Annotated in this window: 10 protein-coding genes; 5 read left to right on the top strand and 5 right to left on the bottom strand. The window is 46.4% G+C overall.

What is annotated here, in order from left to right:
* Window positions 1-8: 8 nt before the first annotated feature.
* From MESINF_RS10395 to MESINF_RS10410, 4 genes are read right to left on the bottom strand one after another with little or no spacing between them, the layout of a single operon-like run.
* Complete coding sequence (locus MESINF_RS10395) at window positions 9-962, bottom strand: ABC transporter permease (protein WP_169699751.1); 954 nt, start codon at window positions 960-962, stop codon at window positions 9-11.
* Between the two features lie 9 nt (window positions 963-971).
* Entirely contained in the window at window positions 972-2468 is a 1497-nt protein-coding gene (locus MESINF_RS10400; protein ID WP_169699752.1) for an ABC transporter substrate-binding protein, read from the bottom strand.
* Between the two features lie 26 nt (window positions 2469-2494).
* Complete coding sequence (locus MESINF_RS10405; RefSeq protein ID WP_169699753.1) at window positions 2495-6973, bottom strand: fibronectin type III domain-containing protein; 4479 nt, start codon at window positions 6971-6973, stop codon at window positions 2495-2497.
* A 60-nt stretch (window positions 6974-7033) separates the two neighbouring features.
* Window positions 7034-8299: a metallophosphoesterase gene (locus MESINF_RS10410; protein WP_169699754.1), complete on the bottom strand. Its 1266-nt coding sequence runs from the start codon at window positions 8297-8299 to the stop codon at window positions 7034-7036.
* Between the two features lie 189 nt (window positions 8300-8488).
* On the opposite strand from MESINF_RS10410, the gene MESINF_RS10415 reads away from it, so the two are divergent.
* Window positions 8489-9328: a sugar transferase gene (locus MESINF_RS10415; protein WP_169699755.1), complete on the top strand. Its 840-nt coding sequence runs from the start codon at window positions 8489-8491 to the stop codon at window positions 9326-9328.
* A 44-nt stretch (window positions 9329-9372) separates the two neighbouring features.
* Here the strand turns inward: MESINF_RS10415 and MESINF_RS10420 are convergent, their stop codons facing one another.
* Complete coding sequence (locus tag MESINF_RS10420) at window positions 9373-11133, bottom strand: NADH-dependent [FeFe] hydrogenase, group A6 (RefSeq protein ID WP_169699756.1); 1761 nt, start codon at window positions 11131-11133, stop codon at window positions 9373-9375.
* A 354-nt stretch (window positions 11134-11487) separates the two neighbouring features.
* Here MESINF_RS10420 and MESINF_RS10425 point away from each other — a divergent pair, with 354 nt between their 5' ends.
* The 4 genes from MESINF_RS10425 (at window position 11488) to MESINF_RS10440 (ending at window position 17150) form a co-directional block, all read left to right on the top strand.
* On the top strand, window positions 11488-13503 hold the full coding sequence (locus MESINF_RS10425) for an Ig-like domain-containing protein (RefSeq protein WP_169699757.1): 2016 nt from the start codon (window positions 11488-11490) through the stop codon (window positions 13501-13503).
* A 221-nt stretch (window positions 13504-13724) separates the two neighbouring features.
* Entirely contained in the window at window positions 13725-14906 is a 1182-nt protein-coding gene (locus MESINF_RS10430; RefSeq protein WP_169699758.1) for an NAD(P) transhydrogenase subunit alpha, read from the top strand.
* A gap of 28 nt (window positions 14907-14934) precedes the next feature.
* Window positions 14935-15225, top strand: a complete 291-nt coding sequence (locus tag MESINF_RS10435) for an NAD(P) transhydrogenase subunit alpha (RefSeq protein WP_169699759.1) — start codon at window positions 14935-14937, stop codon at window positions 15223-15225.
* Window positions 15222-17150 (top strand): NAD(P)(+) transhydrogenase (Re/Si-specific) subunit beta, encoded by a 1929-nt coding sequence (locus tag MESINF_RS10440; RefSeq protein WP_169699760.1) that lies wholly within the window; start codon window positions 15222-15224, stop codon window positions 17148-17150. Before MESINF_RS10435 ends, MESINF_RS10440 begins: the two co-directional genes overlap by 4 nt.
* Window positions 17151-17179 lie beyond the last annotated feature (29 nt).

Genomic DNA, 17179 nt, shown 5'->3' on the forward strand with positions numbered 1-17179 from the left:
TCTATCACCTAACGAAGTTCGACTCTTGGGTCGATTACTGTATAAAGAATATCCACAAGGATGTTGAGCAGCACTATCAATAAACCTATGAAAAGAACTATTCCCTGGACCACGGGGTAGTCGCGCTCATTGACTACCTGCAGTAGAAGTCTTCCCATCCCGGGAAGGGCGAACATGTTTTCTATCACGATAGTTCCCCCAAGGAGGTAACCCAGCTGTATGCCCGATAAAGTGACCACCGGGATCAGGGCGTTCTTGAGCACATGTTTCATTATCAAGTTTCTGGAATTTACTCCCTTGGCCCTGGCCGTTCTTACATAATCCTGTGTAAGAATATCTAACATCGAGGTTCTGGTCATTCTAAGGATCTGTGCCGACACCATCAATCCGAGTGTAAGAGAAGGCAGCAGCATAACCTGGAGATTATCGACCAGATTGTTCGACATGCTCACGTAGCCGAAGAGATTGAAATTCTCGAAAACTCCCGAGAAGAGAACTATGAGAATCGCCCCCACCCAGAAGGATGGGGACGAAAGACCAATCAGCCCTATTACCCTTACTACATTGTCTGTAAACGTATTTCTCTTAACCGCCGAGATTATTCCCAGTGGTATCCCGATTACTAGAGCGAAGAAGAGCGAGAAAACGGCCAATTCAAGAGTTACTGGAAATCTTTCACCCAGGAGTTCGGTTACGCTCTTGCCTGTTCTTAGAGAGGTCCCGAGGTTGAAAGTAAAAAGGTTTTTCACCCAGATTCCGTACTGCACAATAAGCGGCTTATCCAAACCATACTCTCTGTAAAGTTCCTCTATCTGGTCTTGGGTCAGATAGTTCTGTGTTCCCAGCATAATATCTACTACATCTCCAGGAACAAGGTGTATGGCCAAAAAGACCATGAAAGTTACAAGTAGCACAGTCGGGATGGCAGACAGTAATCTTCTTACAACGTAGCTGAACTCCATTTGCGCTCCTTATTTCTTGGAAGTCTCTCTAAGAAAGATCAGGCTTTCGTTCGCCAGAGATCTGAACCCTTCTACGTTGTTGTTTGCTGCAAATATAGTATTGGCGGAGTACAGAAAGATAATTGGCGATTCGGCAACTAGGATTTTCTGTAACTGGTTGTATATTTTCTGTCTTTCATTTATATCGGCTTCGCTTCTTCCCCTGTCGAGCAGGGCGTCAACCTCGGGGTTGCTGTATAGGAAAACGTTCGTAGAACCACCTGTGTGGAAAGTTCTGTTGAACTGAATATCGGGATCGATGGAACCACTGTTGAGTGAAATGAACGAGTCGAAGTCGCTCTCTCTCCATTTGCTTATAAATATACCCCACTCCACAAGGTTTATCTTCGCTCTGACACCCACTTCAGCCAGCTGTGCCTGAATGACCTGGGCCACTTTATCGAAACTGTATCTTTGAGAGGTAATTATCTCGAACTCAAAACCGTTAGGATATCCAGCTTCGGTCAGAAGCTCCTTGGCCTTTGCGGGGTTGTACGTATATTCACTGAATTGAGAGGGCTTCATTGCCCAAAACTCCAGCCCGGGATTGAGCGGACCTGTCACAGCACCTTCGTCGAAGGCGACGAGTTTAACGATCATTTCTCTATTGATGGCGTAATTCAGTGCATTTCTCACTTTGGGATTGCTGAGCGGTCCTCTTGTTGTGTTTATTCCCAGGAGGTAATAGCTGAGCACCGCATTCCTGTGGATCTTGAATCTATCTGCCGGTAGTTGATTCAGGCTGAGCGGTTCGTTTATTTTGGCCAGATCAACGTCGCCGTTTTTCAGTGCTGAAACCCTGGTTACCTCTTCGGGCATGATCATCATTTTGATCTCGTCAAGGTAAGGTAGGCCTTCTATGAAATACTCCGTGTTTCTCTTAAGAGTTATGTAATTGCCCGCAACGTAATCGGCAAGTTCGAAGGGGCCTGTACCGTTGGTCGATAGTTGGAGATTGGCTCCCGATTCAACGAACTTCTTGGAGAGGATTGAACTATTAACACCGGCAAAGTTCGGCAAAAGCGAAGCGGCCATCGGAATGGTGAGCTTGAACTCGATCTTGTTATCATCAACTATCTTGATCGAACTGACTTCTTTGTAATAAGTTGCAGCCGGAGCCTTAATATCTGGGTTCATTATCCTTTCGAATGTGAAAATCACATCCTCCGGGGTTAATAAATCACCGCTGTGGAATTTTACGCCATCTCTCAGCTTGAAGACAATCGTATAAGGATCCACCACTTCGAAACTTTCGGCAAGATTTGGTACCAGGTTCATGCTTTCATCGTACCTCAACAAACCGTCATAAACGTTTTCCAGTACCCTGTGCGAAGCGAAAGCCGTGACCAATGTAGGATCGAGGCCAACCGGTTCGGTTTCGATAGCCATCACCAGCTTTCCGCCTGAGCCTGCTAATAGAGTAACAGTGAACAGAGCCAGAACTAAAACCTGAAAGAACCTTTTCATACAGCCACCTCCTTATAGTAGCGCATTCAATTGTATTCATTCAGAAGCACTGGGTTACCTGCCGATAGAACATCGTAAATTAGCAGTCTGTTTCCTGCCCTTATGGCGAGAAGTCTTCCGGAGACCCTTATCTCATCGACCTGCGAAATCTCTATATCCCTCAAAATAACAGGTTGAGACGTACTGGTAACGTCTATTATCGAAACCCCTTTGTCTGTTATGGCGAAGACTATGTTGTTCGATACCAGAAGCTTCAAGACTATGTAGTATTTCCCTAGATTGCTCCTGATGGATCGGGAAAGATCTATCATTTTAAGTCCCCCGTCTATGCCGGCCTCTCCAGAGAAAACCAGGTTCTGAACGACAACGACAGATCTGGCGTAACCGCTGAGAGAGACCGTGAATCTCGAAGAGACATCCACATACGAAGTGCCGCTTCTCTCAAGCACCTTTATTCCTGAGAGCGCATCGGCGAGATAAATCCTCGAAAGATCCTCGCTGACAAACATATCGACCGGTGTTGTCCAGTCCCTGAATACGCTTTCGCTCCTTGTCGGTACTCCTCTATTGTCAAGCGAGATCCTGAGAACCACTGCGGCGCTCTTAGTATCTAGCAGCCAGAGATAACCGCCTGCCAGTACGAGTGTTTCGGGACTGGTTCCCGTGTTCAGACTCGAAACCGTCTCGATGGTGTTTCCGCTTACCCTCAGTGTCACGAGTCTTCCGGTGTCATCAACCATATAGATCAGATCGCCGTTGATTACAGGTGAAACCTTTCCCTGGTACTGGTAGGGGTTCTTTATCACACTGACTATTCCGGATGTATTATCCATAGTGATAACATTCAAAGTGCCATTGACGTACACAGCAACCGTGCTGGTATCGGAAACATGGACAGGCCAGCTCTCGGTGGAGAACTGCCAAACCGGTGATGTGGAAACCAGATTGCTCCCATCCCACAACTCAACCTTCCAGAAGTAGGTGGTTTCCTTCTCCAGTTCACCTGTGTAAGTAAAGGTGCTGGAGCTAGAGGTCCCGACCATCGGCAGGAACGATCTTGAAGTGCCGAGATATATTCTGAACTCGCCACCGGTCGCTCCCTGCATTCGCCAGGAAAGAATTGGTTTGATGCCTATCTCTTCACTCCCGTCCGATGGGGAAGGCGTATCGATCGTCACGACTCTCTGGACCGCTGTGAAACGCCTTATAGGAGAATCGAGCGTTATCCTGCCGTCACTCACCCTGACGTACCAGCTATAGCTGTTGCCCGGTTCAAGATTGGTCACCGTGAAGGAGCTGTTTGTTATTCCCTCACCCATCAGAAGTAAATCGTTGTTTTTCCCAAAATATAAAGAGAAACTCAAACGGTCACCATCTATATCACTGGCCGACCATCTAAGTTCGACGGAGCTCTGATCGACTACTTCTCCGTCTTGCGGTGCGGAAAGAGCTATCACCGGCGGGTTGTTTGTGGCTTCCAATAAAACTTCGAACCTTCTGATCTCGCTCTTGGAAGTATTTCCGCTCACATCTGTGAGCTGTACATACCACTCGTATGACTTTCCTCCACCGAGACTTCCAGTAGTATAGGATCTAGAGTTAGGACCGATGATTATGGGAGTGAGTTTTCCGGCTTCCCCGAAGAAGAGTTCAGTACGTGAGATGTTGTTCAATTCACCCTGAACTTCCCAGCTCAGCGTGACTCCTGAAGTTTCTACTACCGAATTGTTCTGCGGAGACAGCAATGTTACGCTGTTACCTGAGCCTGCGAAAAATCCAACGGGAAAACCTGCATATTCACGATCCCCATCGACAACTGATACGGCCCAGTAGTATAGCTTCCCTGTTTCAAGAGTTATCTCCGGCCTATAATTGACCTCCGTCGTTCTTTCCCTAACCAGTGGGTTGAAATCTCCGTCGTACAATCTGAATATGTAACCGTCACTGGCGCCTGCGTGCGACCATTCGAAGTTCCTATCAACAGAGTAACGGCCGCCACTTGTTGGATAGATATATGTGATCTGCGAGTATCTGCTCTTAAAGGCGATAGAAGCCTTTCCTTCTTTGCCTCCGGGGTCGGTAGCCACGACCGTCAGGGTATAATCCCTACCTTCCTCAATCCGTTCAACTCTGTAGGAGAGCAGGTTGTTTCCACTTACCACAGGTGTTGCAATCTCCATGCCCGTTTCATTGAGGAAAACGGACACGGAAAGATTTTCTCCTTCGGGATCATCGAGCTCCCAGGTGAATTGTAAAGGAGCGGTTACCCCTTCCAAGAGTGTTCCAGACGGTAAGGTGAAAGTTACTGCGGGCGATTGATTGCCTGTTGTGAAGATCCACTCAGGACTCTTATTTTTCTTTCCACCATCGTCGATAATTTCCACCCACCACCTGTATTCGCGGCCGGGTAGCAGTCGATCTACCACCACTGAGTTCGAACTTGTGTTCAGAACTTTCTCTTCGCCGCCATTAATTCGAAAGTGAACGATCGAACCGGCGACAGCGCCATCGATATCGCTGGCATCCCAGACAAGAGTAAGCCTGTCGGTTGAAACATCTACTGCACCATCCACAGGAGACCTGGCTGCCGGGATCTCGGGCGGGTTGTTGAAAGTCTTGAAGGTCCTAACTTCACCCGTTCTAACTTCTTCACCAACCAGTAAATCTACACTCCAGTAATATCGTGTATTGCTCTGAAGCTCCTGGTTGACTTTCAGTGCCTTCTCCTTCACTGTTCTCTGGATGACTATCTCTTCCATTTTCGGATCTTTCGAAAGTGTGAATATATACTGGGCGTTTTCCGGTTCCTGATCTATCTTCCAGGTAAATTCGATGTTTCTTAGGGGTAATTCTGAAGCCTCGTGTTCCGGCAAAAGCAGGTTAACAACTTCGAGGGATTTCTTGCCAGTCTTAAAGACTCTTTCTGGGCTTCTGGCGAATGCTCCCTTTTCATCGCTTGCTATAACGTACCAACTATACTCTCTTTCCTCCTGGAGATCTCTGACAGTGAATCTTTCAATATCTATGTTTTCGAACACCTGCCGCTGTCCCGGCGAATTGATGTGTAACTGGTATGTGAGTTTATCACCGTCGCCATCGCTACCCGACCATTCGAAGGTCACCATCGTAGGCTCGACCGTACCATCGGTACCAGGTCTGGAAAGTACTACGGAAGGGGTACTATTTCCAGGAGTTAGAAGTATCTCCTTTTCTGTCTGGGCACCCCGTCCGTCTTTTGAAACTACCTTGAGCATGTACTGTTTTCCGATGTTTAGACCCGAGAGAAATATGGAGGTCATCTTTCCCGACGCGATTCTCACCGGTGTCTCATTAACTTCTCCGAAGAAGACTTCGCTGGTGATTTCATCGCCATCTCTGTCTATGACGGTCCAGCTAACGGGAACACTGGTCGATGAGGTGGTAAGGTCTGGATACTGTATATCGATTACCGGTGCCCTGTTGGCAGTGGTGAAAGTCCACTGATCGCTTTTCTTTTCCTTTCCGGAGGCGTCTCTTACAACGATGTACCAATTATAGGACGTGTGACCTTTTATTGATGGAACGACCATCTCCGTCTTGTTAGTTGTGCCGACCAGCGATGCTCTTGACTGTCCCTCGGCAATATATACATCGAAGAAGAGTCCGTCCGGGTAGTAGTCGAGAGGGAGAGAAGTTTTCCAGGAGAGCGAAGCAATATCGGCGTTAAAACCCGTCATGCCGTTTACCGGCATGACAGGCGATAGAGCCGGAAGCTCTGCGCGTATCTGGGTCGTGAAAGAGTCGGTCTTGGATACGGACTCGCCACCATAAGGATCCTTTGCGACAACTTTCCAGTAGTACTTTGTCGAGTAATCGAGTTTCTTGAGGGTGGAAATATCTATCTCTGTGTCTTTAGTTCCTTTTAGAAGAAGATCTCTCTCGTCCAGTCTTGGTTCTCGCCCGAAGTAAACATCGTAGGTCAGCTCGTCGTTATCTAAATCGGAGGCCTTCCACTTAAGGACAAGATCCCTCAGAGCTACGTTGGCCGAATTCTGACTCGGCGGAATAAGCTCTGGTTTTTCTGGATATTGATTCATTAGAACGAAAGTCCATACTTCGCTCTCTACGGACTTCCCGTTCTGGTTGTAAACACGAACCTTCCACCAGTACTGGGAGTGTGGTTCTACTGGATAGCGAAAAACGAAGGAAAAGATTCCTTCGGACTGTGAAGTGAGGGTTCCCTCCACATCTTGGGCAAGCTTAACAAGGCTATTACGGTCTTCTCCTACAAACACTTCTGCCATCAAACCCTGTCTAGGTCTCTCATAGACGGCTTCCCATTTCAATTCTATAAACTTCTCAGCCAGGACCCTCTCTCCGTTTCTAGGGATGGGCGAAACGTTCGTGATCAATATTCTCGGTTCTGGAGCTGGCCAAAGAAAAAACACAGCCACGACAGCAGCTACTACGACGAAAAGAACTGTGATTATGACCGGCACAACAGATGAGCCCCTGAAATACACCACTGAATCCCTCCTCAGATACCCGGACCGTTGGACTCATTGGAAGGTCTTTCCAATAAGATTTTATACTTCAAAGAAAGTTCCATTTCTGGATGTCCTTTCAGCAAGGCGAACCGCACTAAGTTTTTTTATATGTTTGGATTGCACAAGAAACTCGTCATCGATCATTTCTATGGTAATATAGCCTAACTCGACTCTTCTGGCAAAACCGTTGTCCGGGTTGTCATCTATTAATTCAACGACTGGCTTCCACGTCCCGGTGTTGGCGTAAAATTTTTCCTCTCCGTTGTTAGATACCATGCGAAGCACGTGTCGATGATTATGACCCATTATTACACCTTTAAGTTCACCTGGAACTATCGCTGGAGCGCCATTGCCATAACCGGCGAAGTAGTCATTGTTCATTGCTTTTCTGAACCCTTTCATACCTTCGGCGCCCAACATTCTTCGGGCCTGTCTGTACAAATTGTCGGTCTTTCTGAATTTGCGTGTTGCCATGACCATCCTGACCATAAAATCGCCCAGCTTCATGCCACCATGACGGTTGATAAAAAGTCCTGCCAGAATCTTCAATACTGGCCAGTTTTTATCAATCCAGACCTTAGCGAAGGGCGTTTTTAGAAGTTTCACGAAGTTTTTAGACCACTCTTCCTGAAGATCAACATTTATATCAAATGTCCTTCTAATAAAATCGAACCACTGAAAAACATCCAACGTCGGATGTATGTTCTGATAGTCCCTGACCGATTGTTCCGGCAGTTCAGCCCTCATCAGCAGAGGATCGAAATTTTCCATCATGAAACGTGCCATGAAATCACCGAACGGTTGCTCCAGCTGGCCGGTTTTCCTGTTTATAAAGAAACGGTTGACAATATCATACTGGTTTCCATGAATGGCAAGCGTTTTGAACTGTCTGTCGAGATAGTAAGGCACGATCTTCACCTTTTCGTTCCCACCGAGGATTTGTCGTACTCTTTCGCGGAGTTCCTCTTTGAACAGAAGGAAAGAGTCGTGATTTCCGATTATGTATATAAGATCTCCAGTCTTGCTGAACTCTCTGAAAACTTTGAAAACATCTCTATGTCGTTCCTCTATCCTGTCGATCAATGAGACGTCTAGACTTTCCAGAAGCTCTTCATAGGAGACCATACCCTTCTCCTTCACTTTTTCAGAAGTTAGAAGCTCCAGTCCATCCCCAACGATGACTATCTCGTTGAAATTTTTTTTGCTTGAACTCTCAATGAGCTCGATAAGGTCTTCGTCAAACTTGAAATCGTCTTTGAGTGTACCGTCGCCAATATGAAGATCACTCAGATATAGCTTTTTCATCGATTCCTCCCCATAATCCATATTACTCTATATTACTGGGGTTTTTTCAATATTCTGTGAAAATGTGGATTCAAATAATGCCTGAAAAGTGAGAGAATAATAGAGATGAACCTCTATTATGTCGTTGACCTTTTTTGTGCTTTGGCGTTCTTTTGGCTCGGACCTTTAGATTTTTTTACAGGACTTGGTTTGAGCCTCTTAATAAGTTTCTCGATGCGCGGTTATGAGGGAATAGTCCTGTCTAACAAGAAAAGACAGAAGGCTTCTACTCTCGGTTCGGCCGCACTGGTCTGTTTTTTTCTTCTCGTGATCCTACTTATCCGTAGGTCATCGATTCTCTCGGTTATGCCGGCAACAGTAACAATTTTTTTCAGACACGCGATACTGTTCAGATTAGGCCATTTCAACTTTGATGAGTCACAACTGATTGATATAGAAGGTCTTTCACTAGAAGAAATTCGGACTTATGACAGACTAAAAAGGCTTCTTGATGTTTTAGTTGGAAGTCTTTTCTTTATTATCTTTTCACCTCTCTTAATTTTAATTGGCTTGATCTCGCTCATTACCGGTGGTCGGCAGGTTTTTATCAGTCAGGACCGGGTCGGAAAAAACGGGTTACTTTTCAAGATGTACAAATTCAGGACTTACGGTACCAGAGACGGTCGAAACGAAATCACAATTCTGGGGCGCGTGTTAAGACCGCTTCGGCTAGATGAACTACCCCAGATAGTGAATATAATCAAAGGTGATATGAGTCTAGTCGGTCCCAGACCTGAACTGCCATCCTTTCACAGACTGGGAATCGACAATATACCAGACTACTCTCTAAGGTTGTTAGTGAGACCGGGATTGACTGGCTGGGCGCAGATCAACTACAAATACACCGTAACGGTCGAGGAATACAGAATCAAAACGGCCTACGATCTTTACTACGTGGCTAGAAGATCTTTCTGTCTCGACTTGAAATGCCTCTTGAAGACTCCCTATGCACTGGCAGTGACTGTTTTCGAAAGAGAAAACGACCAATAAAAAGAGGAGCCTCACCGGCTCCCCTATTATATCGAATAAATCTCTCAACCCTTGGATACTTCTTCCAGTTCCTTCTTTCTCTCTATTACACTCTTCTGGTTATTCTTATAATGAGTATGGAGGAGTTCGTGAGAGAGATGACCTAGAGGTTTGCCAAGATACTCTTCATATATCTTGGTTATGGCGGGGTTTTCGTGAGATTTTCTGATCTTAGAGTCTCTATCGATGTTGTAGATTGCCTCCATCCTCTTCTGAAGATAACCGGGCTTGCTCGACTTTGGCTGGCCACCTCCGCCTATACAACCACCGGGACAGGCCATGACTTCGACAAAGTGGTAGAATTTCTCTCCCGAGCGTATTTTATCCATTAACTGTACGACGTTGCTACCGCCGTGAACTACGGCAACTTTCACTTTTGTACCTTTCATATCGATCTCGGCCTCTTTAACTCCGTCGAAACCTCTGGCAAATTCGAAATCGAGTTTAGGAAGTTCCTCACCGGTGTACAACTCATAAGCCGTTCTAAGGGCAGCCTCCATAACTCCTCCGGTTGTTCCGAAAATCGCGGCGGCTCCTGTGGAGATTCCCAGGGGTATATCATAAGGTTCCTCTTCGAGCGATTCGTAGGGTATCTTGTACATCTTGATCAATTTAGCCAGCTCTCTGGTTACAATAACAGCGTCGGTTGTCTGCATGCCCCTTACCGAAAGAGTTTCTCTACTCTTTTCATCTTTTTTTGCTGTACAGGGCATTATCGAGACCAGATAGATATCTTCGGGTTTCTTCCCGATCTTCTCGGCGAAATATGTCTTAATAAGCGCGCTCATCATTTCCTGAGGTGACTTGGCCGATGAAAGATTCTGGGTAAATTCCGGGTAGAGTTTCTCCATCATGTTGACCCATCCTGGACAGCAGGAGGTGAACATTGGGAATTTACCGCCCTCTTTCACCCTTTCAAGGAGTTCCGAACCCTCTTCAATTATCGTGAGGTCAGCCGTGAAATTTGTATCGAAGACATAATCAAACCCCAATTTTCTCAGTGCGGCGACCATCTTGTCAGTACTTATCGATCCGGGTAGCTCGCCGAACTCTTCCGAAAGTGCGACACGGACCGATGGAGCCGTCTGGGCAACCAGAACCTTGTCGTGTTTGCGAAGAGCGGTGATGACATCTCTGAATTCCATTCTTTCGGTTATCGCACCGACAGGGCAGGCAACGGAACACTGTCCACAATTAATACAATCCGTAGCGGCGATAGGTGCTCCTAGAGCCGGGAGTGGAAGCACGTGGTAGCCCCTGTTGACTGGCGATAGTATCGACAACCCCTGAAGCTCATCGCAAGCCCTGACGCATCTTCCACAATCTATACACTTGTTCATATCCCTGAAGAGTGATGGACTGGAAATGTCGTAAGGAACATTCCTCAAAGTCTTGGGGAATATATCCTTCACATCGTATTGGTATATTAGGTCCTGAAATTCACATCTGCCGTTGACATCACAGGTCATACACTCGTTCGGGTGATTGGAAAGAAGAAGACCAAGATTGAACCTTACAGCTTTGTTCACTCTCTCAGAACTTGTCTTGATTTTCATTCCATCCGACACCTGTGTCGCGCAGGCCGGTGAAAGATTCCTCGCTCCCTCAACTTCAACAACACAGACTCTGCACGAACCTACGACAGATAGGGACGGATGGTAGCAAAGCGTTGGGATGTTAATCCCGGCGTCACGGCAGGCTTCAAGAATACTCTGATTTTCCTTTACTTGGTAATCCTTGCCGTTGATGGTGATAGTAACGGGCACCTATAGCACCTCCTTAGAGAATCTTCAACAGATATATTGAACGTAAAAGATTGTGATTTTTCTATCAAGTTGATTCTAGCACAAGCGGTGCACAATATGCCAGATAAAAGGTTAAAATTATTATATCAAAATAAATGCATGGCCAGTTCGAAGGCCTTGAAAAAAAACAGCCTTGGACTCGATAGATGTTAGTAAATGAACTACTGGTCATAACTGCCAGAACTAGTTGGTCTAGCCAGGCGAACAATCTACGGTCAGTTTGGTGTCATAATAATAGAGACTTCTCTTTGGCAAGATATCGGAGAAGATTATAATGCTATTGTACAGTTTTCTCTTCTATGGAGGTTGTGCGGTATGAGAAAATGGTTCTTCTGGGCTCTTCTGATGATCGTAGTGATGGTGGTCTTCGCTATTAGACTGCTGCCAGATATTCTGAACAAGCCGCCGGTGTTGAATATTCCCGATTTGATAATCGATGAAGGCGCCGTAATAACCATCGATTTGCACGATTATTCGAGTGATGAGAAAAAGAGCTTACTCGTCTTCCAGAAAATCTCTGGACCCGGTGAGATAAAAGGTAATCTATACACGTTTTCTCCAACCTTTCAGCAATCGGGTAAACATTCTGTGAGTATAATTGCCAAGGATCAAAGCGGTCAGATTGCAGAGGAAGTTTTTACTATAGAAGTCAGGGAAATAAACCGTCCGCCTGTCTTTGCCTTGCCATCGTTAACTTTAGGAAAGGGCGAGATGGTTTCCATAAACCTGGATAATTATGCGAAAGATCTAGATCTCGATACTCTGACTTACTCGGTAGAATCGGGTGGTGGTCAGATAATAGGAAGTAGTTATACTTACAGACCGTCCTTTTCAGATTCCAGAGAAGAAACTGTAAGTATAAAGGTGTCCGACGGAAAGGGTGGGGTTGTTACCTCGGTACTCAAGCTTTCTGAAAGGGATTTCATAGCTTCCATCGATCAGCAATCGCAGCGTGCTACCGATACAACGGCTCAGGGAACGGTTTCAACCGTAGCGGATACGCAGATACAAACACCGATAACTTCCAACAATCCACCGGTGATATCTATTCCAGATCAGAGAATGAATCAGGGTGAAACTCTTGCGATAGATCTGAAAGGTTTTATAACCGACAAAGACAACGATGCGATCACGATAAGGAAAATATCGGGACCTGGAATTTTGGAGCGAACGCTTTTCTCATATTCGAGTCCCACAAACGATAGTGGTCAGAAGTTGATAGAAATTGAAGTCTCCGACGGTAAGACTGCTGTGCGATCAAGTTTCAAAATTGATGTGGTGGCTCAGAACAGATCACCCATTGCCATAGATATTCCCCAGAATTCTGTAGTTCAGGGCCAGACTTTTTCAATTACCCTCAACAACTATTTCAGCGACCCCGATGGCGACGCCCTATCATATCAGATCCTGAGTGGACCGGGAAACATTCAAAATGGCCTTTTCACTTTCCAGTCGCAAACCACAGGTTCCTTTTCAACTTCAATCAGAGCTTCCGATGGCAAAGGTGGAACCATTGACAGAACTTTAACAATAAATGTTCAGGCATCCAACAGACCTCCCGTTATTTCGATAACTCCTAGAAGAATCGTCGAGGGAGAAGTCCTGACAATCGACCTGGCGTCCAATTCCTCCGATCCCGACAACGACAGGTTGAGCTATACCCTTGCATCGGGACCGGGAACCGTTCAGGGCAACATCTACACACTTAGGACGGACTTCAACTCGGCTGGTAACTATACGGTTGTCATCAGAGCCGACGATGGAAAGGGAGGCAGTACAAGTGGCTCCTTTGCCGTAGAGGTCAGAGACGTCAACAGACCACCATCACTGGAGCTTTCGGGTATAACCGTTCCGGAAGGTTCTACATACTCTATAGATCTTACAAAAGCCTCTTCGGACCCCGACGGAGATACTCTCACTTACTCGATAATTCAGGGTATCGGGAGGATCGAGAACAACAATTACATTGTGGAACCCAATTACGACGATTATGGTTTCTACACTGTGGTTATAAGTGCCTCAGACGGTAAGGGAGGCCAGGTTTCGTCTAATTTCGATCTTTTGGTAACCGACACTAACAGGGCACCACAATTTACGATACCCGATCAGACGACAATGTCCACCAGAACATTAAGGCTTGATCTGAGGGAGTTCAGCAGCGATCCGGACGGAGATTATCTTAGATACGAACTGATTTATGGACCGGGTCTTCTGACTGGAAGTATCTACTCCTTTATTCCCGAGGGACTCGGCACCAGCACGGTAATGTTGAAAGCCAGTGACCTGAAAGGTGGAGAAACGACTACCACATTTACAATTACGGTCAGGTAATTGAGGATCGAAATGAAACATCTATCAAAAAAAGCGATCGTGCAAATGAAAAACATACCATAACTTCTTCCTGATTAGTAATCTCGAAGGGTGAGCAACTACAAAGCCATAGGAAGCATTAATCGAGTCCCAAGGAGGGAATTCGGCTGTTTACGCCCTCAAAGACTCTATTGTATAATGAGGCTGTGCTTTTAATAATCACTGCTGAGGAGGAATTTTGAATGAAGTTTTCAGGACTAACGATCGGTGTTCCAAAGGAGATTCTGGCGCGCGAGAAGCGTGTCGCAGTCACTCCGGATGTTGCCAAGAAATTCGTGGATAATGGTGCAAAGTTTCTCATCGAAAGCCATGCAGGAGAAGGTGCCTTCTTTTTCGACGAAGATTACGCCGCAGTCGGAGCCGAGGTTGTTTCCAGTGCACGTGAAATCTACTCGAGAGCCAATCTCATTCTCAAAGTTAAGGAACCACAGTTCAATAATGATCTGGGAAAGCATGAAGCCGAACTGATTAAAGAAGGTGGGACGATTGTAGCCTTCCTTCATCCAGCCCACGATGTCAACCATAAGTCTATCAAAATACTTGCCGAAAGAGGTATCACGAGTTTCACTCTCGATAGTATACCGAGAATTTCAAAGGCTCAACCCATGGATGCTCTTACTTCTATGAGTACCATAGCAGGCTACAAATCTGTAATCTTTGGTGCCAATCGCATCAAGAAGTTCATTCCCATGATGCCGACATCGGCCGGTATGATACCACCATCCGAGGTGATCGTCGTCGGTGCAGGAGTTGCCGGTCTTCAGGCTATCGCAACGGCCAAAAGGCTAGGAGCGAAGGTCAAGGCTCTCGATATAAGGCCGGAAGCGGCGGCCCAGGCCAAATCTTTGGGTGTTGAAGTGATACCGTTCGATGTTCCTCAAGATCTTGCAGTTGGCAAGGGGGGCTATGCAAAGAGACTGCCTAAAGAGTGGTATGAAAAGGAGCGTGAAGTTCTCGCCAAACACCTTGCTACATGCGATATCCTAATACTCTCTGCCCTGATACCTGGTGAGGTAGCACCTACGTTGGTTACCAAAGAGATGGTCGATACTATGAAGAAGGGATCCGTCATAGTCGATATAGCAATCGACCAGGGTGGTAACTGTGAGGTTACGCACGAAGGTGAGGAATACGATTACAACTCCGTATGGATAATCGGAATATTGAACATTCCGGCAACACTTTCCATAGATTCGACCAGAATGTTCTCCAGCAATATCTGGTATTTCGTCGATAATCTTGTTAAGGATGGAAAAGTCAATGTCGATATGGACGACCAGATAATACGTGAGACTCTGGTGACTCGCGGAGGTTCAATTGTTCACCACGGAACGCTTCTTTCGATGGGCCTTATAAACGATTAGTCATAAAGTAACAGGAAGGAGGATTTCTATGCTCGTTGCTTTGTTGATTTTTCTACTCGCCTGTGCAATCCTTGGATACAGGATTATATCGTCGGTGCCTTCGCTGTTGCACACACCCCTTATGTCGGGTATGAATGCTCTTTCTGGCATTACGGTTCTGGGTGCCATTGCGGTCTTTGCGACCATTGACTCCGGGATTGTACGTTTCTTGAGTGGTGCAGCTCTTTTTATGGCCATGATAAACGTTGTAGGAGGTTTCTGGGTGACGGACCGGATGTTAAAAATGTTCAACACCAGCGGCAGGAGAAAGGGCGAATGAGTGTAATAATTATTTCCGCAATCATAATAGTCGGGTTCATCATTCAAATAAGATTGATGCAATCTCCTGAAACCGCGCTACTTGGGAACCGCATCGGCGCTATCTTTATGGCCGTGGCAGTATTGTACACGATAATCGCCTACGGCGGCATAGGAAATCCTTCTTTGTGGCTATGGTTGATCGTCGGTGGTGCGGCTGGAGTGTGGCTAGGGCAGGTAGTCAAGATGATACAGATGCCCCAGATGGTAGGTATATTGAACGGTTTCGGAGGTGCAGCCTCCGCTCTGGTGGCCGTAGCGGGAAGCGTTCAGTATCCCGAAAATGCTGTCTGGTATCTCTGGTTAACAGCCTCTTTGGCTTTTACGGTAGGTACGCTGACTTTTACGGGAAGTCTTGTGGCTGCGATGAAGCTACAGGGAATGATATCTGGAAGGCCGGTTCGCGTAGATAAAAATGGTCAATCGCAAAAGGGATTGCTTATTGCCGGAGCGGTAATAATTCTTCTTAGCGTGATTTTCACCGGTATATTTAACCTCTGGATTGTTTTACTGACTATCGTATCGGGTATCTACGGAGTGATAATGGCCTTGAGAGTGGGGGGCGCCGATATGCCGGTCGTTATCTCCCTGCTTAACTCCTTCTCGGGAGTCGCCGCCTCAATCACGGGTTTCGCTGTGGAAGACCCTCTTTTGGTTGGTGTCGGAGCGATTGTCGGGGTCTCAGGACTTATACTCACAAGAATAATGTGCAAAGCCATGAACAGGAGTCTTTCAGCCGTTCTCACGGGAATTACGACGGTAGTGACTTCAAATCGTAGTGGAACCCCCGTACAGCAACAATCTTCCTCAATTGATGTGCCCAAGATCACCGAAAAGAAGACGGGACTCGCTCAGGTAGTAAAAACTGCCAGGAAGGTAATAATAGTTCCCGGTTATGGTATGGCGGTAGCGCAGGCTCAGGACAAAGTAAAGGAGCTCATGGATAAACTCGAGCAATCGGGAAAAGAAGTAAAGATCGGTATTCACCCGGTTGCAGGGCGAATGCCGGGTCATATGAATGTTTTGCTGGCCGAGGTTGGTATCGATTACGATAAACTGTATGATATGGAGACTATAAACCCGGAATTCGAGAAAACCGACCTGACGATCGTTGTGGGCGCCTGCGATGTGGTAAATCCTTCCGCCAACACGGCTGAAGGTACACCGATATATGGAATGCCCATACTGGAGGTTGACAAGTCCAGACACATAATCGTGTGCAATCTCGACGAAAAGCCAGGTTATTCAGGTGTGGAGAACTCTCTATACTCTATGGAAAACGTGACGACTATCTGGGGCAACGCCTCCGAAACCGTTCCCACCTTAACAAAGTTGCTGGAAAAGACTCCAGATGGGGAAGCAAAAATCGAAAAGACCGGGTCAAAAATGCTAGATTCGATTGTAAAAACTGCCAGGAAGGTAATAATAGTTCCCGGTTATGGTATGGCGGTAGCGCAGGCTCAGGACAAAGTAAAGGAGCTCATGGATAAACTCGAGCAATCGGGAAAAGAAGTAAAGATCGGTATTCACCCGGTTGCAGGGCGAATGCCGGGTCATATGAATGTTTTGCTGGCCGAGGTTGGTATCGATTACGATAAACTGTATGATATGGAGACTATAAACCCGGAATTCGAGAAAACCGACCTGACGATCGTTGTGGGCGCCTGCGATGTGGTAAATCCTTCCGCCAACACGGCTGAAGGTACACCGATATATGGAATGCCCATACTGGAGGTTGACAAGTCCAGACACATAATCGTGTGCAATCTCGACGAAAAGCCAGGTTATTCAGGTGTGGAGAACTCTCTATACTCTATGGAAAACGTGACGACTATCTGGGGCAATGCCTCCGAAACCGTTCCCATAATCACACAGGCCTGTAACTGAAGAAGTTATTGTAGAAACAGACGCCGCCA

Source organism: Mesotoga infera (genome assembly GCF_900157305.1).
Classification (GTDB): domain Bacteria; phylum Thermotogota; class Thermotogae; order Petrotogales; family Kosmotogaceae; genus Mesotoga; species Mesotoga infera.